The organism is Aeromonas sp. s1(2024) (genome assembly GCF_040908005.1).
GTDB classification, from domain to species: Bacteria; Pseudomonadota; Gammaproteobacteria; order Enterobacterales; family Aeromonadaceae; genus Aeromonas; species Aeromonas caviae.
In genome coordinates this window covers 15,368-37,955 of record NZ_JBFOCW010000052.1, presented here as the reverse complement: position 1 = coordinate 37,955, position 22,588 = coordinate 15,368, and the positions used below count along the sequence as shown (strand labels likewise).

Here is a 22,588-nt window from a genome sequence, read left to right as displayed (position 1 = left end):
TGGCCCCATCTGCACAGATAGAATCAACCAATTGATTTATAAATGGATATCATCAAAACATGCAGCCTTCCTTGATCCTCGCGTCCACCTCGTCCTACCGCAAAACCTTGCTGGAAAAACTCGGTCAGCCATTTCACTGTGCTGCTCCTCAAGTCGATGAGACAGCGCGACACGGGGAGACCGCAGAAGCCCTGGTCAGCAGATTGGCATTTGCCAAGGCGAATGCCGTTGCTACTGACCGTGATCAAGGATTGATCATCGGTTCAGATCAGGTGTGCGTCTGTGACGGGCAGATCCTCGGCAAGCCCGGCACGGTGGAGAAGGCGGTCGAGCAGTTGCTGCGGGCACAAGGCAAGCGCGTCATCTTTTACACCGGGCTCTGTGTGATCAATGCTGCGAATGGCCATGCCGAGCAGCTCGTCGAGCCTTTCACCGTGTATTTTCGCTCGCTCGACGAAGCAGCCATCCGTCGCTATGTGGAGGCCGAACGTCCTCTGGATTGTGCCGGCAGCTTCAAATGCGAGGGAATGGGCATCGTCTTGTTCAAGGCGCTGGAGGGGCGCGATCCCAACGCCCTTGTCGGTCTTCCCCTGATAGGCTTGGTTGATCTCCTGGGTCGCCACGGCCTGGCTCTGCCATAACAAGAACTCTGCCATGAAAAACGGGAGCCTGGCTCCCGTTTTTCATGGTTGTCAGCGTGGCAGCTTGGCGAGAAACGCCTCAAGCTCCGGTGACAATGGCGCTTCCACCTGCATCTCCCGCTCATCCACCGGATGAGTAAAGGTGAGCTTCCAGGCGTGCAGGAACAGACGCTTTAGCCCCTGCCCTCGCATTTTTTCATCAAACCCGGTCTCACCATATTTGTCATCGCAGGCGATGGGATGGCCGGCGTGCTGGGTGTGGACACGGATCTGGTGAGTACGGCCAGTGATGGGGCTGCACTCGACCAGGGTAGCCTCGGCAAACTGACGGGCAATCCGGAACCGGGTCTCGGAGGGTTTGCCATCGCTGCTGACCCGCACCACCCGCTCGCCGGATTGCAGATCATTTTTGCGAAGTGGCGCATTGACCACCTTGACGTGGGGTTGCCACTGGCCGCGCACCAGCGCCAGATACTGCTTGCGCATGGTTTTGACCCGCAGCTGCTCGTGCAGGCTGCGCAGGGCACTGCGCTTCTTGGCAACCAGCAGTACGCCGGAGGTGTCACGATCCAGCCGGTGCACCAGTTCGAGGAAGCGGGCTTCGGGGCGCAGGGCACGCAGCCCTTCGATGACGCCAAAACTGAGGCCGCTGCCGCCGTGAACTGCCATGCCGGACGGCTTGTTTAGCACTATCATGGCGTCGTCTTCAAACAGGATCTGACTCTCCAGACGCTGGATGCTGCCGAGGTTGGCAGAAGGCAACTCATTCTTCTCGGCCACACGCACGGGGGGCACCCGCACCTCGTCACCGGCACAAAGCTTGTATTCCGGTTTGATGCGCTTCTTGTTGACCCGCACCTCCCCTTTTCGAAGGATGCGATAGATCAGGCTCTTGGGGACGCCCTTTAACTGAGTCTTGAGAAAATTGTCGATGCGCTGCCCGTCATGCTCAGCTTCGATGGTGAGCAGCTGCACTTGTTGATGTATCTGTGTCATGGCGCGGATTTTAACACCGCAGACAGCCCTTGGCTCCATGCTTTGTTAAAAAATGGCGTCTTGCTATAAAAGTGGTTTAAATGGGATAATAAACAAGGTTTTGGCATTGTGTTCAAGCCTTGTACTAAGTGGCCAAAATGTATGCCACCCAATCCCGAAACACCGTGTATACAAGAACATGACGGTTCCCGGGTGCGAGGTACAACGCATGGAGAACACAAACAGAGCCGACGTAAATTGTCTCCACATCGGTATCCTTAATTCACGCCCTCTCGAGAAGGCTGAACCAGAGTGCCCTTAGTTTGCGCCTCATGCATACCCCAACCGGGAGGTTGCCCCAGCATGCTGAAGACCCGAGGCCGGCGCCGGCAGGACCCAGTGGAGGAATCAAAATGACAAAATAATGAGAACTCAATGAAAAGAATGCTAATCAACGCGACTCAGGAAGAGGAGTTGCGCGTAGCGCTGGTTGACGGACAACAGCTCTACGATTTGGATATTGAAAGTCCGGGACACGAGCAGAAAAAAGCGAACATTTACAAGGGCAAAATCACCCGAGTAGAACCCAGTCTCGAAGCTGCTTTTGTTGACTATGGCGCCGAACGCCACGGTTTCCTGCCGTTAAAGGAAATCGCCCGCAATTACTTCCCCTCCGGTTACTCCTATCAGGGTCGTCCCAACATCAAAGAAGTGGTCCGCGAAGGCCAGGAAGTCATTGTCCAGATCGACAAGGAAGAGCGTGGTACCAAGGGTGCAGCCCTCACCACCTTCATCAGTCTGGCTGGCAGCTACCTGGTGCTGATGCCGAACAACCCTCGTGCCGGCGGCATCTCCCGTCGCATCGAGGGTGACGAGCGGACCGAGCTGAAGGAAGCCCTGAGCGGACTGACCGTGCCGGACGGCATGGGCCTCATCGTGCGCACCGCCGGTGTGGGCAAGTCCCCGGAAGAGCTGGAGTGGGATCTGAACGTTCTGCTCAATCACTGGGACTCCATCCACAAGGCGTCACAACAACGTTCCGCTCCGGTGCTCATTCACCAGGAAAGCAACGTCATCGTGCGCGCCATCCGTGACTATCTGCGTCGCGATGTGGGCGAGATCCTGATCGACAACCCGGTCATCTTCGAGCGCGCCAAGTCACATATCGAGCTGGTCCGTCCCGATTTTCTCAATCGCGTGAAGCTGTACAAGGGCGATGTCGCCCTGTTCAACCACTTCCAGATCGAGAGCCAGATCGAATCGGCCTTCCAGCGCGAAGTGCGCCTGCCCTCCGGCGGCAGCATCGTCATCGATCCGACCGAAGCACTGACCTCCATCGATATCAACTCCTCCCGCGCCACCAAGGGCGGCGATATCGAAGAGACCGCCCTGCAGACCAACCTGGAAGCAGCAGACGAGATTGCCCGTCAATTGCGTCTGCGTGACCTGGGTGGCCTGATTGTCATCGACTTCATCGACATGACCCCGGTTCGCCATCAGCGCGAAGTGGAAAACCGTCTGCGTGAAGCGGTGCATCAGGATCGTGCCCGTATCCAGCTGGGCCGTATCTCCCGTTTCGGTCTGCTGGAGATGTCTCGCCAGCGTCTGCGTCCCTCCCTCAACGAGTCCAGCAGCCATATCTGCCCCCGTTGCCAGGGTCAGGGGGTCATCCGTGACAACGAATCCCTCGCCCTGTCCATCCTTCGTCTCATCGAAGAAGAGGCCATGAAGGACAACACCGAGCAGGTTCATGCCCAGGTGCCGGTCGATGTGGCCGCCTATCTGCTCAACGAGAAGCGTACCTCCATCGCCAATCTGGAACAGCGCAATGATGTGCGTGTCTACATCATTCCGAACCAGCATCTGGAAACCCCGCACTACGAAGTGACCCGCATCCGTCAGAACGAGATCCCGGAAGCGGCCAGCTACGAGCTCAAAACCGAGATTGCCAAGCCGGTCTATCAGCCGCGCCAGGCTCAGGTAGTCGAGCGCGAACAGCCGCTGCTGCAAGGGTTTGCCCCGGCTCCCCAGCCGGTTGCGCCCACCGCCCCGGCTCCTGTTGCGACTCCCGCTCCGGTTGCAGAACAAGTCGGCTTCTTTGGCAAGCTGGCCAAGGCCTTCTCCGGCCTGTTCGGTGCCTCCTCCGATGCGGCTCCGGCCGAGGTGAAGGCGCCTGCCGACAAACCGGCCGCCCAGCGCGAAGCTCGCAAGGATGACGGGCACCGTCACCAGCGCGATGAATCCCGCAGCCGTGGTCAACGTGGCCGTCGCGATGACAACCGCGGCAGTCGCAATGTCGAGGCCGGCGAGAAGCGTGAAGGCGCAGCCAGCCGCGAGAGCAGTGATCGCAATCGTCGCCCGCGCAAAGAGCGTGAGCCTCGTCAAGAGCGGGAACCGCGCCAGGAACGGGAACCCCGTGGCGAAGTGCGCACCGAACAGCGCATGGAGCGTGAGCCTCGCGAACCCCGCCAGGAGCGCGAACCTCGTGCCCCGCGTCCGGCTCGTGAACCTCGCGCCCCCCGCGAACCCCGTGCCGAGGTGAGCGTCGAGGCGGTTGATACCGTTGATACTGCGGTCGCCAGCGCTGAACCGCGTCAGGAAAAAGAGCAAAAAGTGGCCGAGCGCCGCGAACGTCGCCAACTGCGCAAGCAGATCCGTGTCGATGTCGCCGCGACCGACACCCCTGCCCTGCCGACTGACGAGCAAATCACCGATGTCGCCGACGTGCAAGCCGCCGCTGCTGAGCAACAAGAAGAGCAAGGCGAAGGTCAGCGTCGTTCCCGCCGTACCCCGCGCAATCAGCGCATCGAAGGACAACGTCGCAAGCGCATCAACGAAGAGGCTCGTGGCCAGCGTGAAGACGAAGCACAAGGTGAAGTGCAGCTGACTACCGCGGCCCAGGCCGATGCGGCTCAGGTGAAGGTGGAAGAACCGGTTGTGCCTGTCATCACCATTCCGAGCGCAGAAGCGGTTGCAGCCGCCCTGCAGGCTTCCGCCGCACTGACCGAACACGTGGTGGCTGAAGCCGTTGCTGAGGAAGCGGCAGAGCAAGCACTGGCAGCCCAGGCTGTGGATGCGCCCTCCACTGACGAAGTTGAGCAGGTTGCGCAAGCAGACGCTGAACCCGTCGCCGAAGTGGCAGTTGTCGAACCCGAGATGGTCGAACCTATCGTCAACACCGCCTCTCATGACGAACCTGTCGCCGTGATCGATGCTGTCGAGCAGACCCAGCAAGTGGAGGCCATCCCAGAAGAGGTTGCACCGGTTGCTGAAGCGGCACCTGTCGTTATCGCTGAGGAGACGGCCACCGCCGAGGCGGAGGTCGTCGAGATGCCGGCTGCCGTGGTGCAAACCGAGCCAGCAACCAGCCCCGAAGTGAAGGTCAGCAAGGGTGCCGGTGTATTGGCCCGTGCCCGCAAGGCTTATGCGCCCATGGCAACGCCAGCTGCGGCTCCTGCCCCGACACCCCGTGAACCCGTGGAGTACGCTCCCCTGGTACGCAGCGAAGTCGTGACCTCCGGTCGCCACGGTGGCAGCACCGCTGCCAGCAACGTGGCAACCAGCCCGGCCGGTCGCCCCTGAGCAGACTCGTTAGTCTGAATAAAGAGCCACACATCGTGTGGCTCTTTTTTTGTCTCTTTATTGGGGCTGACATCGCCTTGCTCTCCCCCCTGCCCGTTCGATATCCGCCGCTTTCCCGATGTTCAGCGACCACACACAGTCCAAACAAGACGTGAATAACACACCAGACAGAGAATTCATCTCTGTCAAAGCATCACGACATGCTCTGCTTTGTCGACAGGGTCCGTGCATTGACAGCATATGAAGCCATTGGCAAACAGTCTGGCAGCGTTCCCCTTTGGTAGCACAGTCGGTGTGTTCAGTGGTGGCTGAGACAACCCAGGTTGAACGGGAATGCCAGACATAGGGCAACCTGTGGCACTCTTCACTCTCATCATTTCTGGTGAGGATCATAGACCCGTTGAACGCCCTCCCTTCAGCTTCACGTGCAAGGGTCGGCTCGTAACAAGGCGTCACACAGGCAGGTTCCCCTCACTGTGCACAACGAGTGGCTCAGGGATGTAGAGAAGCCAAAGAGGTGATAGATAATGTCATTCAACTTCTTGTCTGATGGCATACAGCTATTACTCATTGAACTATTGCCGTATGACGTGACATTCACCAGGCAACAAAAAAGGGCCCGAAGGCCCTTGTTTCATTTCCAATGACTGTCGCGCTTATCCGCCAAAGAGATGGTTGTTCAGCAGGAAGAGACCGCCGGAGAGCAGCATGGTGAGCGGCAATGTCAGCACCCAGGCCAGCAGAATGGTCTTGATGGTCTGGCTCTGCAGGCCGGACTTGTTGGCCACCATGGTCCCCGCTACCGCAGAGGAGAGAATGTGGGTGGTGGACACCGGCATCCCGGTCAGACTCGCAATCCCGATGGACGCGGCGGCCGTGATCTGGGCTGCAATGCCCTGGCTGTAGGTCATGCCGGAGGAACCGATCTTCTCCCCTACCGTGTAGACGATACGACGCCAGCCCACCATGGTACCGCACCCGAGCGCCAGGGCGATGGACACGATGACCCAGGTCGGCGCATATTCGGCCGTTGCGGTCAGATCCTTGCGCCACTTGGCGAGATCGGTCAGCTCCTTGGCCGGCAGTGGCAACTTGGAGACCTTGCGGGCAGTGTCGTCGATGCACAGCAGCAGGCGACGCACTTCGCGGCGATCCACCAGATTCATCTCCTCGTAGGTGCGCACCTGGCCCAGACGCTTGTCGAGGGTCGCCATGGCCTGCAGGGCCTCCCCTGCCGCACAGTGGCTCATCAGCTCCTCCTGGGCTTTGGCAGGGACACTGAAGTTCACCAGATGGGAGACCTGATCCTGGTTACGCTGGTAGATCTCCATGATGCGCTGGTTGGCATCCTGGGTTCTGTCCAGATCATAGGAGCGGCTGTTCATGTCCAGCGCAAAATAGGCAGGCGCCATGCAGATCAGCACCAGCATCACCAGACCGATGCCTTTCTGGCCATCGTTGGAACCGTGTACGAAGCTCACCCCCATGGCGGAGCAAATCAGTGTGACACGGGCCCAGAACGGTGGATGCTTCTTGCCGTCCACCAGCAGGCGCTCTTCCGGGGTCTTGTGGATCTTGCTGCCAAGCCATACGCGCTTCATGGCGAACAGCAGCAAGGCGGCAATGATGAAGCCCACGGTGGGAGAGATGATGAGAGAGAGCATGATGTCGATGGCTTTGCCGACGTTGATACCCTCTTTCAGAGGTTGATGGCTGATCAGGGCATAGGCGCCGCCTACCCCCAGGATGGAACCGATCAGGGTGTGGGAGCTGGATGCCGGAATGCCGAAGTACCAGGTTCCCAGGTTCCAGACGATGGCCGAGAACAGCAGGGAGAACACCATGATCAGACCCTGGGTAGAGTCCATGCCAAGCAGCAGATCGATGGGCAGCAGGTGAACGATGGCATAGGCCACCCCCAACCCACCCAGCATGACACCGGCGAAATTGAACAGACCGGAAGCCACCACCGCCATATGAGCCGGCATCGCCTTGGTATAGATAACCGTTGCTACCGCGTTGGCGGTATCGTGAAAGCCGTTGATGAATTCATAGGCCAGCACAAAAAAAACGGCCAATACCAAACCGATTGACCACCACAAACCCAAACCACTAAACATTTCAAACATAAAAACGAACCTGTTTATGAGTTGCGGCGGATTATGCCAGAAGGCTCGATGCGCCATACCCGTTGTTGAAATATTTCAGCAAAAAAAAAAAAGGGCATTCCGTCAGAAAATGTCTTAGGGCCTGTAGGAACGGGGCTTGTCGAGGATTAATTTAAGTCCATTCCATTGCTGTGGATAGGCGCCAATCAAAGCCGGAGCATGGCTCAATGTCCCGAAAAAGGCCGCTTTTCAACCCACTCGGCACGCCCGTTTCCTTTTGTCAGATAAAAAAGAGGGTGCCTTGGCACCCTCCTCGATAGACAAGCCGCACGGTGCGGGGATCAATCCTGGTTGATCCGGCTGGCCACAGCCCCTTGCTGACTCTTGTATTTGGCATTTTCCCGTTTGTTGTACGGGCGAGCCGCGGTACCTGACAGCATCTCGAAGTTCAGGGCACCGATCTTCATCTTGGGACGCAGGGCCAGAGGCAACTTGCCGCCGTTGTAAAACTCCAGCACGATGCGGCCGGACCAGCCCGGATCGATGCGGTGGGCGGTGACGTGCACCATGAGGCCCAGGCGCGCCAGGGAGGAGCGACCATCCAGCCAGCCGACAATATCGGCGGGCAAGGTAACCGATTCATAGGTCACCGCCAGCGCCAGCTGACCCGGGTGCAGATAGAAGGCTTCACCGTCCGGCACGTGGATCTCCTCGCTCATCACCCGCTCGATGGCATCGGCCATCTCGGCACTGGTACCGCCAAGGTCGATGTAAGGCGCGGTATGATCGCGAAACACCCGAAACTCGTTGCCCAGCAGCACATCGACGCTGACGCCGCTGATCCGCTCAACACCGGGCCGCGGCTCGATGACGATCTTGCCTTCATCCAGGTGCCGTTCGATATCGGTATCACAAAGACGCATTCTGCGACTCTCCTGACAAAAGATTCATTAAAAAAAGCCGGGCATCACCCGGCTTGTTTTCTCTCAACCAATCAACATATGGCGGATACGCGCCTTGAGCATGTCGATGGCGATGCGGTTCTTGCCGCCACGGGGCACGATCACGTCGGCATACTGCTTGGACGGGTCGATGAACTGCATGAACATGGGACGCACAGTCTTCTGATACTGCTTGAGTACGGAGTCCATGGTACGACCGCGCTCCTGCACATCGCGCACCAGACGGCGCAGCAAACAGATGTCGAGCGGGGTATCCATGAAGATGGAGGCGTCCATCAGTTCGCGCAGGCGGCTGTCGGTCAACAGCAGTATCCCTTCGAGGATGATGACACGGCGCGGTGCAAAGGTAGTGACCTCGGTCATGCGCGTGTGCTCGGTATAGGAGTACTGGGGGATGTTGACCGCCTCCCCTTGCGTCAGCTGGGTCAGATGCTGCACCAGCAGATCGTGATCCAGGGCATTGGGGTGGTCATAGTTGGTCTTGACCCGCTCTTCCATGGTCAGGTGGGTCTGATCACGGTAGTAGCAATCCTCGGTGATCACACCAATCTGACCCGCTCCCAGCTCGGCCACCAGCTCTTCATAGATGGTTTGGGCGATAAGACTCTTGCCGGACGCGGATGCACCAGCAATACCGATGATCACGCAGGAATGTTGAGTATCAGACATTGAAAATACCTAAAGAGAAGAGCACTGGGGATTGTTTAAACCGATCCATTATATGAAAAAGGGGTGGCCATGCCCACCCCAAATCCGTCCCCCTTGGCCGAACGCCGATTATTCGTCCAGCGCCACCGTGTAGAGCGGGGTCGCAATCGGTTTTGCGCTGAAATAGAGCTCGGCCCCTACCCGGCGAGCCAGTTTCAGGTAAGTCTGTGACAGCTCGCCATCCGGCGCACCGAACACGGTGGGGCAGCCGTCATCCATGTGCTGGCGAATGTCGATATGCAGCGGCAACTGACCAAGCAGCGCCACGTGATACTGCTCCGCCATCTTCTGGCCACCGCCGGTACCGAACAACGGCTCGTGATGCCCGCAGGCACTGCAGACGTGGTAACTCATGTTCTCGACGATGCCAAGCACAGGCACATTGACCTTGTTGAACATGGCAATCCCCTTGCGGGCATCTGCCAGCGCCACATCCTGGGGCGTCGTGACGATCACCGCCGCCGTGGTGGGCACCTGCTGGGCCAGCGTCAGCTGGATATCGCCGGTGCCCGGGGGCATGTCCACCACCAGGTAGTCCACCTCGCCCCAGCGGGTCTCGTGCAGGATCTGCCCGAGTGCCTTGCTCGCCATGGGACCGCGCCAGATGGTGGCATCCTGCTCGGCCACCAGATAACCGATGCTGTTGCTCTTGATGCCGCAGGCCATCACCGGCTCCATCAACTTGCCATCAAAGCTGACAGGGCGCTCCTTGAGGGTCCCCGTCATGGTCGGGATGGAGGGGCCATAGATGTCCGCATCCAGCAGGGCGACCCGCGCCCCCTCTTTTTGCAGCGCCAGCGCCAGGTTGACCGCGGTAGTGGACTTGCCCACCCCTCCCTTGCCGGAGGCAACCACCAGGATATTGCGGATCCCCTGCACCGCCGCCAGTTGCTGCGCGCGGGGCATGCTGGCCACGTCTATCTCCCCCGTCCAGTCGATGCGGGTCGCACCGGTTGCGCTGCGCAGCCGGGCATCGAACTCCTCTTTGATCTGTTCAAACAGGGACTGGCCGGCAAAGGGCAGCACCAGCGTGATGGCCAGGGTCTGTTCGTGCCGCTCGACGGTACGCACAAAACCAGCCGCGACCAGATCCTTGCCCCATCCTGCCGGCTTAAATTCGGCCAGGATCTGTTTTACTGAATCAATCACCATTAACTCCCCATTATGTTGTCGTTATGCTGAGGTGAACGGTTACCGCACATAAATCAGTGGCTTGCCGACGTCATCGTGATGCCGCCAGTCAGGGCACCGGGGGCCACAACCCTAGGCAGGCCGCCTCCAATTCGGGTAACATGCACGGCACTGTATCATCCCAACAGGCACATAAAGAACGTATTATGGCAACTGATCCTCGTAGAATGCTGGTAACCTGCGCCCTCCCCTATGCCAACGGCTCCATCCATCTCGGCCACATGCTGGAACACATCCAGGCCGATATCTGGGTTCGTTATCAGCGAATGCGTGGCCATCAGGTGCATTTCGTCTGTGCCGACGATGCCCACGGCACGCCCATCATGCTCAAGGCGCAGCAGATGGGGATCTCGCCGGAAGAGATGATTGCCGCCGTCTCCCAGGAGCACCAGGGGGATTTTGCCGGTTTCAACATCAGCTTCGACAACTACCACTCCACCCACAGCGACGAGAACCGCGAGCTGGCGGGCGTGATCTATGGCCGCCTCAAAGAGTCCGGCAAAATCAAGATCCGCACCATCTCCCAACTGTTCGATCCGGAAAAATCCATGTTCCTCCCGGATCGCTTCGTCAAGGGCACCTGCCCCAAGTGCAAGTCCCCCGATCAGTACGGTGACAACTGCGACAGTTGCGGCGCGACCTACAGCCCGACCGAGCTGATTGATCCGAAATCCGCCGTCTCCGGTGCGACCCCGGTGATGAAGGACTCCGAGCACTACTTCTTCGACCTGCCCCAGTTCGAAGCCTGGCTCGCCGACTGGGTGCGCGGCTCCGGCGCCATCCAGGAAGAGATGGCCAACAAGATGCAAGAGTGGTTCGAAAGCGGCCTGCAGCAGTGGGACATCACCCGTGACGCCCCCTACTTCGGCTTCGAAATTCCCGGCGCCCCCGGCAAATACTTCTATGTCTGGCTGGACGCCCCCATCGGCTACATGGCGTCGTTCAAGAACCTGTGCAACAAGCGCGGCGACATCGACTTCGACAGCTACTGGAAAGCGGACTCCGACGCCGAGCTCTATCACTTCATCGGCAAGGACATCGCCTACTTCCACTGCCTGTTCTGGCCGGCCATGCTGGAAGGCGCGAACTTCCGCAAGCCGACCAAGGTCAACGTGCACGGCTATGTGACCGTCAACGGCGCCAAGATGTCCAAGTCCAAGGGCACCTTCATCAAGGCGTCCACCTATCTCAAGCACCTGGATCCGGAGTGCCTGCGTTACTACTACGCCGCCAAGCTCAACAGCCGCATCGACGATCTGGACTTGAACCTCGAAGACTTCGTCTCCCGCGTCAACGCCGACGTGGTCAACAAGCTGGTCAACCTGGCCTCTCGCAACGCCGGCTTTATCGCCAAGCGTTTTGACGGCAAGCTGGCCGCCACCTGCGCCGAGCCCGCACTCTACGCCGAGTTTGCCAACGCCAGCGCCAGCATCGCCGAAGCCTATGAAGCGCGCGAATTCAGTCGCGCCATCCGCGAGATCATGGCACTGGCCGACAAGGCCAACCGCTATGTGGACGACAAGGCTCCCTGGGTCATCGCCAAGCAGGAAGGGGCGGATGCCGAACTGCAAGCCGTCTGCTCCGTCGGCATCAACCTGTTCCGCGTGCTGATGGCCTACTTGAAGCCCGTCATGCCGCAACTGGCCGAGCGCGCCGAAGCCTTCCTCGGCGAGACCCTGACCTGGGACGGCATCGCCGCCCCTCTGGTCGACCACGGCGTCGCCCCCTTCAAGGCGCTCTTCTCCCGCATCGAGTCCGCCAAGGTGGATGCCATGGTGGAAGCGTCCAAGGAAGATCTCGCCAAGGAGCAGAGCAAGAAGCCGGCAGGCCCCCTGGTGGACGATCCCATCAGCGAGACCATCACCTACGACGACTTTGCCAAGATTGACCTGCGGGTGGCGCTGATCAAGAAAGCCGAAGCGGTGCCGGAAGCCGAGAAGCTGCTGAAGTTGCAACTGGATATCGGCGGCGAAACCCGTCAGGTCTTTGCCGGTATCAAGTCCGCCTACAACCCGGAAGATCTGGAAGGCAAGCTGACCGTGATGGTGGCCAACCTGGCCCCGCGCAAGATGCGCTTTGGCATGTCCGAAGGCATGGTGCTGGCGGCAGGTCCGGGCGGCAAGGATCTCTGGATCCTCGAGCCCCAGGAAGGTGCCCAGCCGGGCATGCGCGTGAAGTAATACGCCCCTTCCCGGACAGTCCCAATGAAAAGAGAGGCCAATGGCCTCTCTTTTTTTACCTTGTGGGGTGCTTACTACCCGCTCTGCAGCAATGCCATGCGAAGGGCGACCAGCTCCGCCTGATGGCAATCCAGTTGCAGTAGTTGGCAGCGGATCTCTGTTTTCAGGGCTCGCCGTTGCTGGCCTCGCCCCGTTTCGCCCCCAAGGCGTCTGAGCCATTGGCGCCTGTCCTGCAATTGCCCAAGCCGCTCCTGCCAGCTCACCAGCATGGACAACCAGGCCGGATCCCCTCCCCCCTGTGCCGTCAGCAGCTCCATCCCGTAGCGCGCCTGTTTCAGCACCAGACGCAGCCGGTGCCAGCACCGAAGTTTCGCCTTGGTGCCCATAGGAAGGGAGGTGGTCTTCGCCAGTGCATCCGACAGTGACAGCGCCAGATGCAGCCGAAACAGCGGCAAGAGATCGACATCGACGGGTACCTCTTCCAGTCGGGCCAGCCAACGGGCCAGCGGGCCGGTCAACAGGGGGACCCGTGGCAAGCGGTTCTGCCGAAGCGAACCACCATGATGCTGCGCATAGACCTGGGCATCGCGCAGGGCGGAGAGCGTGCCGACGGCACGGGTCAATCGCCGCTCCAGCTCGGGCTCATGAATGAGGGGTCGCCACAGGGCGAGCAGCGCCAGCAGGCGGCGGGCCGCTATCCGGTAGGCATGCACCTCTTCCATCCCCTTGTTCTGGCGCAGTGCCAGGGTCGCCCCCCGATATTGCCCAACGAGCCGGTTGGCCTGCGCAATCCCGCTCTCCCCCATGACCCCTCCCGGCTAGTTGGTATGAAAACCGGTTCCGGTGGGTGGCAACGCCTGGGTGCACTCCATTCGGGTGACGGTGGCGGTTCGGGGCCCGTGCTCAAGCCAGCCCAGCATCATCTGTACCTTCTGTTCGGGACCGGCAATCAGGATCTCCACCGAGCCATCTTCCAGGTTGTAGGCATGCCCCCGCAGCCCCAGTTGCAGCGCCCGCTCCCGGGTGAAGTAGCGAAACCCCACCCCCTGAACCTGACCCCACACCCGCACGACAAACGATTGCTCTCCCATTTATCACACCTTTCCCTTAAGTAATTTTTCCCCGGGGCGATAATGAGCGCGACACTCTCTTCCCCTTGCAGGACGCAATACCATTATGAAAGAAGTAAAGTTTCGGTGGGTTGACCGTTATCTCATTCACCTCACGATCAGCGAGAAATTTCTCATCACCTTCTGGTGCCCCCTGGTGTTCATCGCCTTCCTCACCTGGTATCTGCTGGCCGACGGCCATGATCAGGCGATGCAGCTCAGAGTGGATCAGCTAAAAGGGCGGGTCGAGACCACGGCCCAGCTGGTGAGCCAGCAGCCGACCCTTACCCTGCCCGCGGATCTCGTACTCACGCCTGGCGCCGCCACCGGCCTTAGCCAGCAGGGAGACATCTATCGCTATGGCGCCAGCGCAGGTCAGGCGGGCGTCGTCTCCGGCACCCTGGATACGAGTCACTACGCCCTCTGGGATGGTCAGGGCACCACGCTCACCATCATCGCGGTGCTGGCCGCCCTGCTGGCCCTCATCACCCACTATCTGATGACCTTTGTCTCGGGGGCGCTCTACTCCACCAACAAGGCATTGCAGACGGTGGCGAACGGCGATCTCACCTTCCGGCTCAATTTCTTCCCGGTGCGGGATGAGTTCTCCATTCTGGCGGGCAGCATCGACACCTTCACCGACCGCCAGCACAAGATAGTGCAACTGGTGGAAGAGTCCGCCGATGCCCTTACCCTGGCCGCCGACGAATTTCGCGAGCATGCCAGCGACGGCGAGCAGCTTGCCCGTGCCCAGCGCCAGCACATGGACTCCCTGGCCGCCGCCATGGAGCAGATGTCCGCCGCCATCCGGGAAGTAGCCCGCAACGCCAACGACACCCTGCTGCAAACCCGCCAGTCCAGCGACGAGGCGACTCACGGGGCACAACGGGTGGCACGTACCATCACCGCCATCCGCACCCTGGCAGACGAGATTGGCAATGCCTCGGGCGCGGTCGAGCGGCTGACTCACAACGCCAATCGCATCAACGAAGTGGTCAACGTCATCAACGCCATCTCCCAGCAAACCAACCTGCTGGCCCTCAACGCCGCCATCGAGGCCGCCCGGGCTGGTGAACAGGGACGCGGCTTTGCGGTGGTGGCCGACGAGGTGCGCACCCTCGCCAGCCGCACCCAGCAGGCCACGGTGGAGATCCAGCAGATGATCGAGGAGCTCCAGGCCGGGACCGGGGCGCTGAACGACATCATGGAGAAGACGGTGGGGCGCGCGGCCGACAGCCAGCAGCTCATCACCGAGGTGGGCATGGACATCGAGCGGCTCAGCAACCACAGCGATGCGGTCCTGGAGATGAGCACCCAGATCGCCACCTCCAGCGAAGAGCAGAGTTCGGTGGCAGAAGAGATCACCCGCAACCTCGACAAGGTGCGCCACGAGGCGAGCCGGGTGGAGGAGTCCGCCAGCGCGGCGGTCGCCGGCACCACCGGCCTCAAGGGAACCGCCAGCGAACTCGGTCAGGCGCTCACCGGCCTGCGGATCTGACCCCTCCGGCAGGCCATCGTCCAGATGGCCTGCCATGTCTGGGCCAGTTGCTTGGGACGCGCGAAACAGCCCGTTCGACCCTGACCGCGTGTGGATGCACGGATCCCGGTAGACGCGGCTTGCGTGCCTACCCTCACAGCCCCTACTATATGCCCCCTTCTTTTCTACCATCGGCAACTACCCATGAGCGCTTCCATCTATCTCGTCAAAGGCCGCGAAAAATCCCTGCTGCGTCGCCACCCCTGGATCTTCTCCAAGGGCATTGAGCGGGTGCAGGGCAACCCCGTTGACGGCGATACCGTCGAGATCTTCACCCATGACGGCAAATGGCTCGCCCGTGGCGCCTGGTCCGGCAGCTCCCAGATCCGTGCCCGGGTCTGGACCTTCGACAAGGATGAGAGCGTCGATCTCGACTTCTTCATCCGTCGCCTCAAATATGCGCAGGAGTCCCGTGACGGGCTCATCAAGCGTCAGGGCCTCACCGGCTATCGCCTCTGCGCCGCCGAATCCGACGGTCTGCCGGGCCTCACCATCGACCGCTACGCCGACTTCCTGGTGTGCCAGATCCTCTCCGCCGGTGCCGAGTACCAGCGCGAGCTGATCACGCAAGCCCTGCGTACCCTCTACCCCGAGTGCAGCATCTATGAGCGCTCCGACGTGGCCGTGCGCAAGAAGGAAGGGCTGAAGGAGCGCACCGGCGTCATCCATGGCGAGACCCCGACCGACCCCGTGGTCATCGAGGAGAATGGCGGCGTCAAGATCCTGGTCGATATTCGCAACGGTCACAAGACGGGTTTCTATCTGGATCAGCGGGATAACCGCCTTGCCGCAGCGAAATACACTGAAGGCAAGCGGGTGCTCAACTGCTTCTGCTACACCGGCGGTTTCGGGGTCTATGCCCTCCAGGGCGGTGCCAAGGAGGTAGTCAACGTCGATCTCTCCCAGAATGCGCTGGACATCGCCCGCCAGAACGCCGAACTGAACGGTCTCGATACCAGCAACGCCCAGTTCGTGCGTCACGACGTCTTCAAGCTCTTGCGCGAATATCGCGAGAAGGGCGAGAAGTTCGATGTCATCGTGCTGGACCCGCCCAAGTTTGCCGAGAGCAAGGCCCAGCTGCTGGGCGCCTGCCGCGGCTACAAGGACATCAACATGCTGGCGTTCCAACTGCTGGCGCCGGGTGGCGTGCTCTTGACCTACTCCTGCTCCGGCCTGATGGAGCAGAGCCTGTTCCAGAAGATAGTGGCCGATGCGGCCCTCGATGCCGGCCGTGATGCCCAGATCCTGGAGCTCCTCTCCCAGGCATCCGATCACCCCATCGGCACCGCCTATCCGGAAGGCTTCTACCTCAAGGGACTGGTGGTGCGCGCCCGCTAAGCCGAGCAGACCAGCGCAGCCCCCTTGTTCCCGGTGCCAGATCCGGGCCAGGCTGGGTTCTGCTAGTCATCAAAAAGCCCGCGATCAAAGCGGGCTTTTTTTATGCGGCCGCCAAAGAGACAACCTCCCCCCGACTTTGCCACCAACAGCGATTGCTGCCCCCATCCCTCCTCTTCGACTGACGACTGCCATCTTCAATCAAAGGTTGCCGCATCGTTAACCCGATTCTCATCTCTCTTTCACCTCAGGCATGGCATACACAACCCACCAGCAGAGACATGCCCGGCATTTGCTTTATGCAAAAGCATGAAATATTACGCATCAACATTCAAAAATTCTCGGTGAAATATCAGCCATAAACGCATACCCACTCATTTGAATGAATATTGCTGTTTTCCCCTGCAATGGATCACGCCATGCCCCTGTCCGCCTCGCACATTGCCTGGGGCGACAATACTCGCCCACCACAAGTCATCCCGCTCAATCACGCGCTGGCGCGCCCAGCGGGAAGTAGTGTCGAAATGGCCTCGCCTCCTCCACCACCCGCACGATGGAGGGATGATTGAGCAGACGGGCGCGATAGGCACGCAGACGGCCATAGCCAGCCGGGATCTCGTGGGCCCAGTCGGCGTAGAAGAGCGAGGGGGCGGCGGCGCAATCGGCCAGCGTGAAGTCTGCGCCGGCAATCCAGTGGCGTCCTTCCAGTCGCTGATCAAGCCAGGGGTAGATCTGATTGAGCATCTCGCGGGCCTCCACTGCGCCATAGCGGTCGCGATCCGCGACCGGGCGCAGCGCATCCAGCACCACTTTTTGCATCGGTGTCATCACATAGTTGTCGAAGATGCGATCCAGCATATGCACCTCCAGACCCGCATCGCCGGGCGGGATCAGGCTGATGGAACCCGGATGGTGCGCCTGCAGATGGGCGACGATGGTGCTGCTCTCGAGGATGCAGCGACCATCATCCAGCAACACTGGGAAGCGCTTGAGTGGCCAGAGGGCGGCAAGTTCGGCGTTCGCCGCCGGCTCTTCGAGATTCCGATACTCGAACGGGGTGGCATTCTCGTAAAGGGCGATCAGCACTTTCTGGCTGTAGGACGAAAAGGGGTGGGCATAGAGTTTCATGGGGATGTTCCTGACGCTCAGAGGGATGACTTCCCTAGTCTAGATCCCCTCTCTATTTTCGATGCGTCCCTATCCCATGCTGGTCCTGGGATGATAAACGCCCATTCATGACGGCAATCACACTCGTATGACTCTCTTTTAGGTAGGGTGATCCCGCCTGTGGCCGCCAAGCCGGGGCAGCCGACTCATCAGGGTTGATGAGCGGCACCACAACAAAAATTGATGTCAGGCCAAGCTGAACATCATCAAGGATCCCGTCATGAATCAATCATTGCCGCTGTTGACGCCGCTGCGGGGCATCGCTGCCCTGATGGTGGTGCTGTTCCATGCCCGCTTGCTGCTCTTTCCCCAGTGGATGGAGTCGATCGCCGGCCACACCCAACTCATCGAGAACGGCTACCTCTGGGTCGATCTGTTCTTTATTTTGAGCGGGCTGGTGCTGGCCCACGTCTACGGGGAGGCCTTCGCCCGCACGCCCCGCACCATTGGTTATGGCCGCTTCCTCTGGCTGCGGCTCACCCGGGTGTATCCCCTCTACCTGGTGACCCTGCTGCTGCTGGTTGGCTGGGAGCTCTACAAGGCCCACCACGGGATTGGCTTCTACGCCGGCCCCCTGTTCAAGATGTGGGAGTGGGAGGGGATGCCTCCTTTTGGTTCCCCCTTCACCCCCGCCGAGGCGCTGCCAAGCAGCCTGTTGCTGCTGCAGGTGGTGACCGATCACGGATTGACCTGGAACTTCGCCGCCTGGTCGCTCAGCGTGGAGTGGATTAGCTATCTGCTGTTTCCGCTGCTCATTCCGCTCGCCGTCACCCGCAGCCGCTGGAGCAACCTCGCCCCCTTGCTGGCCCTGACGGTACTGGCCTTTATCGTGCACAGCCGGGGTACCCTGGATGTCACCAGCGGAGCGCTGGCCATCGGGCGCGGGGTGAGTGAATTCGTGCTCGGCCTCTGGCTGCTGCCCAAGGTGAAGGCTGCCCGCCAGTGGTCCATGATGCAGCAAGATCTGCCGCTGCTGCTCGCCTTTCTGCTCCCCTTCGCACTGATGCAGTTCACCATGACGCCGCAGCTGACCCTGCTGCTGATCAGCGCCTACGTCTTGCTGATCTGGATTGCCGCTGCCCAGGGTGATCGCCAGAGCCCGCTGCTGCGCCTCCTGGACAACCGCTTCACCAACTGGCTGGGGGATCTCTCCTACTCCATCTACCTGCTCCACGCCTTGGTGTTGCTCACCGGCTGCGAGCTTGTCCACTCTCTGGCGCCGGGACTCACCGCGTGGTGGTACGCCCAGACCAACCCCTTGCTGGGGGTGCTGGCCACCCTGTTGATGCTCGCCGTGCTGATCGGGCTCTCGGCACTGAGCTACACCCTGCTGGAGCGGCCGCTGCAACGGCGACTGCGCCGGCTAGGCAAGGCTCCCCAACCAGTGATGGAGCAAGCTGGCTAGTTTCCGTCGCCACATGCTGCCCCGATGCAAGACCGGCACGCCGTCGGGGCGGCTCAAAGTGGGACTAGCCTGAGCAAGGCGAAGAGTACGGCTCTTTTTGAACCCGACAATCCCCTGCGCTTTGTGTGAATTCCCGTTCGAACCAGAGCGGCCATTTGTGGCATAATGGCCCGTCCTGTGGTCCTTGGCGGGGCTTCGCCGGCGCATCCTTGCCCTCCTCCTGTCCTGCCAGGCAGCCTGACATCACTGTGTTCACAGGCCGCCAGGGCCACCCTATTTTTGCGCGCACATTTGACGGTGCCACAGCAGTTATTGGCACACGCAAGTCTGCCCACACAAGGGGAAAGCATGTCTTCCATTCGTCTGACCCAATACAGCCACGGCGCTGGCTGCGGTTGCAAAATCTCCCCCAAGGTGCTCGACACCATCTTGAAGAGCCAGATCCCGGGCTTTGACGACCCCACCCTGGTGGTCGGCAACAGCAGCAAGGATGACGCCGCCGTGGTCGACATCGGCAACGGCCAGGGCATCGTCACCACCACCGACTTCTTCATGCCCATCGTCGATGACCCCTTCACCTTCGGTCGCATCGCCGCCACCAACGCCATCAGCGACATCTACGCCATGGGCGGCAAGCCCATCGTCGCCATCGCCATCCTCGGCTGGCCCATCAACACGCTGGCGCCGGAAGTGGCCCAGCAGGTGATCGACGGCGGCCGCCAGGTGTGCCACGAGGCGGGTATCTCGCTCGCCGGTGGCCACAGCATCGACGCCCCCGAGCCCATCTTCGGTCTTGCGGTGACCGGTATCGTGCCACTCGACGCCATCAAGCAGAATGACACCGCCCAGGTGGGCGACACCCTCTATCTGACCAAGCCGCTTGGCATCGGCATCCTCACCACAGCTCAGAAGAAGGGCAAGCTCAAGCCCGAGCATGAGCAACTGGCCCCGGATGCCATGTGCACCCTCAACAAGATTGGCCAGCGCTTCGCCGCCCTCCCCGGCGTGCACGCCATGACCGACGTGACCGGTTTTGGACTGGCAGGCCACCTGCTGGAGATGTGCGAAGGTTCCGGCGTCAGTGCCCGTCTGGACTTCAAGGCGCTGCCGCTGCTGGACGAGGTGGATTACTACCTGAGTGAGGGCTGCGTACCGGGCGGTACCCTGCGCAACTTCGACTCCTATGGTGATAAGCTGGGCGCCATGGATGATCGCACCCGCAACATCCTGTGCGACCCGCAGACCAGCGGCGGCCTGCTGGTAGCCGTCGGTAAAGAAAGTGAAGCCGAGCTCCTTGCCATTGCCGCACAGGCAGGGCTGACCCTCTCTCCCATCGGCCAGTTGCAGGCCCGCACCGGCAACCAGTTCATCGAGGTTGTCCAATGAGTGCCCTGCCACTGGCCACGGATTACGCCCGGATCTTTTTGGATGAGGTTCCACTCATCGATCTGCGTGCCCCCGTCGAGTTCAAGGAAGGGGCCTTTCCCACCGCCGTCAGCCTGCCGCTGATGACTGACGAGGAACGTGCCCGGGTCGGTACCTGTTACAAGCAGGAGGGACAGGCCGCAGCCATCACCCTGGGCCATCAACTGGTAGGTGGCGCGGTGCGCGCCGCGCGCATGGAAGGCTGGCTGGCCAGGTTGCGCCAGCAACCCGACGCCCTGCTCTACTGTTTTCGCGGCGGCCTGCGCTCCCAGACAGTGCAGCAGTGGCTGGCCGAGGCCGGCATCACCCGCCCCCGGGTCGCGGGCGGCTACAAGGCGCTGCGCCACTTTCTCATCGACACCCAGGCGAAGGCCAGTGCAGAGTGCGACTGGATCGTGCTGACCGGCATGACCGGCTCCGGCAAGACCCACATGCTGGCGCACATCACCCAGGCGGTGGATCTGGAAGGGCACGCCCGTCACAGGGGGTCGTCGTTTGGCCAACTGCCGGGTGGGCAACCCGGCAACATCGACTTCGAAAATCGGCTTGCCATCGAGCTGCTTCAGCGTCGCAACCGGGGGGAATCACAGTTTGTGCTGGAAGACGAGAGCCGTCTCATCGGTCGCTGCGCCCTGCCACTCAACCTTTATGAGGCCATGTGCCGGGCTCCTCTAGTGGTGGTGGAGGTGCCGCAGGAGGCACGGGCCGAGCAGATCCGCACCGATTACGTGCAGGATCTCTGGCTGCGCTATCTGGAGTTCCATGGGCCAGATGCAGGCTGGCCGCTGTTTGCCGGCTACCTCACCGACGCCATGGCCAGGCTCAAGCGCCGACTCGGTGACAAGGATTATCGCGAACTCGATGGGCTGTTGCAGGCCGCCCTCAGGGAACAGGCCCAGAGCGGGGACACCCGCGCCCATCTGGTCTGGATCAGGCTGCTGCTGACTCGCTACTATGACCCCATGTACCGCTATCAGCTGGACAACAAGCGCGAGCGGATCCTGTTTCGTGGTGACAAGGAGGCCTGCCTCGCCTTCTTCGCCGAACGTTCCCCCCTTCAGACCCCTCAGGAGAGTCCCACATGTTGAAGTTCGAGGTGATCCCGGTCACCCAGTTCGCCCAGAATTGTTCGCTTATCTGGTGTGACGAGACCCGCCAGGCTGCCCTCGTCGATCCCGGCGGCGAGGCGGACAAGCTGCTGGCCGCCATTGCCAAACTGGGGCTGACCCTCACCCATATCCTGCTGACCCACGGCCATCTGGATCACGTGGGCGCTGCCGCCGAGCTGCGCGAGAGAACCGGTATCGCCATTACCGGCCCCCACAAGGAGGATGCTTTCTGGCTCGACATGCTGCCCCAGCAGAGCCAGATGTTCGGCTTTGCCCATACTCCGGCCTTTACACCGGATAGCTGGCTCGAACAGGGTGACAAGGTACAGGTTGGCAAATGCGTGCTGGAGGTCTATTTCTGCCCGGGCCACACTCCGGGCCACATCGTACTGCTCTGCCAGGCAGAACGCCTCGCCTGGGTGGGGGATGTGCTCTTTGCCGGCAGCATAGGCCGCACCGATTTCCCGCGCGGGGATCACGGGACGCTGATCAGGTCGATTACCGAGACCCTGCTGCCGCTCGGGGATGAGATCGTCTTTATTCCGGGCCATGGCCCGAGCTCCACCTTTGGTCACGAACGGGCCAGCAATCCCTATCTGACCCAGCCCATCTGGTAATCCCCCCGCTCCTCGCGGGCATCCCATTGCGCCTTGAGGCGCAAGATCTCCGGCATGATCTCGAGAAAACGGGAGAGCAGCCGGGGATCGAAGTGCTGGCCGGAGCCATCGCGCATGGTAGCCAGCACCCGGTCCAGGGGCCAGGGCTCCTTGTAGGGACGACGCACGCTCAGGGCGTCAAAGACGTCGGCGATGGCCACGATCCGCGACGCCTCGGGGATCCCCTCGCCGGTCTCGCCGGCGGGATAGCCCGAGCCGTCCCATTTCTCGTGGTGGTGCAGGGCAATCTCCGCCGCCATGCGAAAATGGGGGCATCGGATCGCCTCAAGATCTCGTAACCGATACGCGGGTGACTTCGCATGATGATCCACTCCTCCTCGGTGAGGGGGCCAGGCTTCTTGAGGATGTGATCGGGGATACCAATCTTGCCCATGTCGTGCATGGGGGCCGCCAGCTCCAGCAGATCCGACTGCTCCGGGCTCCAGCCAGCCGCATCAGCCAGGGCCCGGGCGTATGCGGCCATGCGCCAGATATGCA

Annotated in this window: 17 protein-coding genes and 1 pseudogene; 9 read left to right on the top strand and 9 right to left on the bottom strand. The window is 60.9% G+C overall.

Going from position 1 to position 22,588, the window contains the following annotated elements:
• The first annotated feature begins 59 nt into the window (after nucleotides 1-59).
• The gene (locus AB5Y70_RS12180; RefSeq protein ID WP_029314530.1) at nucleotides 60-641 is read left to right on the top strand and encodes a nucleoside triphosphate pyrophosphatase; all 582 of its coding nucleotides are present in this window, start codon (nucleotides 60-62) and stop codon (nucleotides 639-641) included.
• 51 nt (nucleotides 642-692) lie between these two features.
• On the opposite strand, the gene rluC is transcribed toward AB5Y70_RS12180, so the two are convergent.
• A complete protein-coding gene (rluC, locus tag AB5Y70_RS12175; RefSeq protein WP_010674735.1) occupies nucleotides 693-1,637 on the bottom strand; it encodes a 23S rRNA pseudouridine(955/2504/2580) synthase RluC in 945 nt (314 codons plus the stop codon).
• Between the two features lie 414 nt (nucleotides 1,638-2,051).
• Between rluC and rne the strand changes: the two genes are divergently transcribed.
• The gene (gene rne, locus AB5Y70_RS12170; RefSeq protein WP_029314528.1) at nucleotides 2,052-5,198 is read left to right on the top strand and encodes a ribonuclease E; all 3,147 of its coding nucleotides are present in this window, start codon (nucleotides 2,052-2,054) and stop codon (nucleotides 5,196-5,198) included.
• Nucleotides 5,199-5,854: 656 nt separating this feature from the next.
• On the opposite strand, the gene AB5Y70_RS12165 is transcribed toward rne, so the two are convergent.
• The 4 genes from AB5Y70_RS12165 to apbC form a co-directional block, all read right to left on the bottom strand.
• Entirely contained in the window at nucleotides 5,855-7,327 is a 1,473-nt protein-coding gene (locus tag AB5Y70_RS12165; RefSeq protein ID WP_029314527.1) for an inorganic phosphate transporter, read from the bottom strand.
• Nucleotides 7,328-7,647: 320 nt separating this feature from the next.
• Complete coding sequence (gene dcd, locus AB5Y70_RS12160; protein ID WP_010674732.1) at nucleotides 7,648-8,229, bottom strand: dCTP deaminase; 582 nt, start codon at nucleotides 8,227-8,229, stop codon at nucleotides 7,648-7,650.
• Nucleotides 8,230-8,292: 63 nt separating this feature from the next.
• The gene (udk, locus tag AB5Y70_RS12155) at nucleotides 8,293-8,937 is read right to left on the bottom strand and encodes a uridine kinase (protein WP_010674731.1); all 645 of its coding nucleotides are present in this window, start codon (nucleotides 8,935-8,937) and stop codon (nucleotides 8,293-8,295) included.
• 108 nt (nucleotides 8,938-9,045) lie between these two features.
• On the bottom strand, nucleotides 9,046-10,128 hold the full coding sequence (apbC, locus tag AB5Y70_RS12150) for an iron-sulfur cluster carrier protein ApbC (protein ID WP_010674730.1): 1,083 nt from the start codon (nucleotides 10,126-10,128) through the stop codon (nucleotides 9,046-9,048).
• 185 nt (nucleotides 10,129-10,313) lie between these two features.
• Between apbC and metG the strand changes: the two genes are divergently transcribed.
• A complete protein-coding gene (metG, locus tag AB5Y70_RS12145) occupies nucleotides 10,314-12,347 on the top strand; it encodes a methionine--tRNA ligase (RefSeq protein WP_010674729.1) in 2,034 nt (677 codons plus the stop codon).
• A 74-nt stretch (nucleotides 12,348-12,421) separates the two neighbouring features.
• Here metG and AB5Y70_RS12140 read toward each other — a convergent pair whose 3' ends face one another.
• Both AB5Y70_RS12140 and AB5Y70_RS12135 read right to left on the bottom strand, forming a co-directional pair.
• A complete protein-coding gene (locus AB5Y70_RS12140) occupies nucleotides 12,422-13,153 on the bottom strand; it encodes a CHAD domain-containing protein (protein WP_010674728.1) in 732 nt (243 codons plus the stop codon).
• A 12-nt stretch (nucleotides 13,154-13,165) separates the two neighbouring features.
• Nucleotides 13,166-13,438 carry an acylphosphatase gene (locus AB5Y70_RS12135; RefSeq protein ID WP_010674727.1) on the bottom strand — a complete coding sequence of 91 codons (273 nt, stop codon included), beginning with the start codon at nucleotides 13,436-13,438 and terminating at the stop codon, nucleotides 13,166-13,168.
• An 85-nt stretch (nucleotides 13,439-13,523) separates the two neighbouring features.
• Between AB5Y70_RS12135 and AB5Y70_RS12130 the strand changes: the two genes are divergently transcribed.
• Together AB5Y70_RS12130 and AB5Y70_RS12125 are read left to right on the top strand one after the other, a co-directional pair.
• Nucleotides 13,524-14,954 (top strand): methyl-accepting chemotaxis protein, encoded by a 1,431-nt coding sequence (locus tag AB5Y70_RS12130; protein ID WP_010674726.1) that lies wholly within the window; start codon nucleotides 13,524-13,526, stop codon nucleotides 14,952-14,954.
• A 183-nt stretch (nucleotides 14,955-15,137) separates the two neighbouring features.
• Complete coding sequence (locus tag AB5Y70_RS12125; RefSeq protein ID WP_010674725.1) at nucleotides 15,138-16,331, top strand: class I SAM-dependent methyltransferase; 1,194 nt, start codon at nucleotides 15,138-15,140, stop codon at nucleotides 16,329-16,331.
• Nucleotides 16,332-16,811: 480 nt separating this feature from the next.
• Here AB5Y70_RS12125 and AB5Y70_RS12120 read toward each other — a convergent pair whose 3' ends face one another.
• Nucleotides 16,812-17,456, bottom strand: coding sequence for a glutathione S-transferase family protein (locus tag AB5Y70_RS12120; RefSeq protein ID WP_010674724.1), 645 nt, complete (start codon nucleotides 17,454-17,456; stop codon nucleotides 16,812-16,814).
• A gap of 259 nt (nucleotides 17,457-17,715) precedes the next feature.
• Between AB5Y70_RS12120 and AB5Y70_RS12115 the strand changes: the two genes are divergently transcribed.
• The 4 genes from AB5Y70_RS12115 (at nucleotide 17,716) to AB5Y70_RS12100 (ending at nucleotide 22,051) form a co-directional block, all read left to right on the top strand.
• The gene (locus AB5Y70_RS12115) at nucleotides 17,716-18,900 is read left to right on the top strand and encodes an acyltransferase (protein ID WP_010674723.1); all 1,185 of its coding nucleotides are present in this window, start codon (nucleotides 17,716-17,718) and stop codon (nucleotides 18,898-18,900) included.
• 348 nt (nucleotides 18,901-19,248) lie between these two features.
• Complete coding sequence (gene selD, locus AB5Y70_RS12110; RefSeq protein WP_010674722.1) at nucleotides 19,249-20,286, top strand: selenide, water dikinase SelD; 1,038 nt, start codon at nucleotides 19,249-19,251, stop codon at nucleotides 20,284-20,286.
• Complete coding sequence (gene mnmH, locus AB5Y70_RS12105; protein ID WP_010674721.1) at nucleotides 20,283-21,413, top strand: tRNA 2-selenouridine(34) synthase MnmH; 1,131 nt, start codon at nucleotides 20,283-20,285, stop codon at nucleotides 21,411-21,413. Before selD ends, mnmH begins: the two co-directional genes overlap by 4 nt.
• Nucleotides 21,407-22,051 carry an MBL fold metallo-hydrolase gene (locus AB5Y70_RS12100; RefSeq protein ID WP_010674720.1) on the top strand — a complete coding sequence of 215 codons (645 nt, stop codon included), beginning with the start codon at nucleotides 21,407-21,409 and terminating at the stop codon, nucleotides 22,049-22,051. Before mnmH ends, AB5Y70_RS12100 begins: the two co-directional genes overlap by 7 nt.
• Here the strand turns inward: AB5Y70_RS12100 and AB5Y70_RS12095 are convergent.
• Nucleotides 22,027-22,574: pseudogene (locus tag AB5Y70_RS12095) on the bottom strand (HD-GYP domain-containing protein). The gene AB5Y70_RS12100 and the pseudogene AB5Y70_RS12095 overlap by 25 nt on opposite strands.
• Nucleotides 22,575-22,588 lie beyond the last annotated feature (14 nt).

Coding starts and splice junctions, on each gene's coding strand:
- AB5Y70_RS12180 (WP_029314530.1), top strand. CDS start 60: ATGCAGCCTTCCTTGATCCTCGCGTCCACCTCGTCCTACCGCAAAACC.
- rluC (WP_010674735.1), bottom strand. CDS start 1,637: ATGACACAGATACATCAACAAGTGCAGCTGCTCACCATCGAAGCTGAG.
- rne (WP_029314528.1), top strand. CDS start 2,052: ATGAAAAGAATGCTAATCAACGCGACTCAGGAAGAGGAGTTGCGCGTA.
- AB5Y70_RS12165 (WP_029314527.1), bottom strand. CDS start 7,327: ATGTTTGAAATGTTTAGTGGTTTGGGTTTGTGGTGGTCAATCGGTTTG.
- dcd (WP_010674732.1), bottom strand. CDS start 8,229: ATGCGTCTTTGTGATACCGATATCGAACGGCACCTGGATGAAGGCAAG.
- udk (WP_010674731.1), bottom strand. CDS start 8,937: ATGTCTGATACTCAACATTCCTGCGTGATCATCGGTATTGCTGGTGCA.
- apbC (WP_010674730.1), bottom strand. CDS start 10,128: ATGGTGATTGATTCAGTAAAACAGATCCTGGCCGAATTTAAGCCGGCA.
- metG (WP_010674729.1), top strand. CDS start 10,314: ATGGCAACTGATCCTCGTAGAATGCTGGTAACCTGCGCCCTCCCCTAT.
- AB5Y70_RS12140 (WP_010674728.1), bottom strand. CDS start 13,153: ATGGGGGAGAGCGGGATTGCGCAGGCCAACCGGCTCGTTGGGCAATAT.
- AB5Y70_RS12135 (WP_010674727.1), bottom strand. CDS start 13,438: ATGGGAGAGCAATCGTTTGTCGTGCGGGTGTGGGGTCAGGTTCAGGGG.
- AB5Y70_RS12130 (WP_010674726.1), top strand. CDS start 13,524: ATGAAAGAAGTAAAGTTTCGGTGGGTTGACCGTTATCTCATTCACCTC.
- AB5Y70_RS12125 (WP_010674725.1), top strand. CDS start 15,138: ATGAGCGCTTCCATCTATCTCGTCAAAGGCCGCGAAAAATCCCTGCTG.
- AB5Y70_RS12120 (WP_010674724.1), bottom strand. CDS start 17,456: ATGAAACTCTATGCCCACCCCTTTTCGTCCTACAGCCAGAAAGTGCTG.
- AB5Y70_RS12115 (WP_010674723.1), top strand. CDS start 17,716: ATGAATCAATCATTGCCGCTGTTGACGCCGCTGCGGGGCATCGCTGCC.
- selD (WP_010674722.1), top strand. CDS start 19,249: ATGTCTTCCATTCGTCTGACCCAATACAGCCACGGCGCTGGCTGCGGT.
- mnmH (WP_010674721.1), top strand. CDS start 20,283: ATGAGTGCCCTGCCACTGGCCACGGATTACGCCCGGATCTTTTTGGAT.
- AB5Y70_RS12100 (WP_010674720.1), top strand. CDS start 21,407: ATGTTGAAGTTCGAGGTGATCCCGGTCACCCAGTTCGCCCAGAATTGT.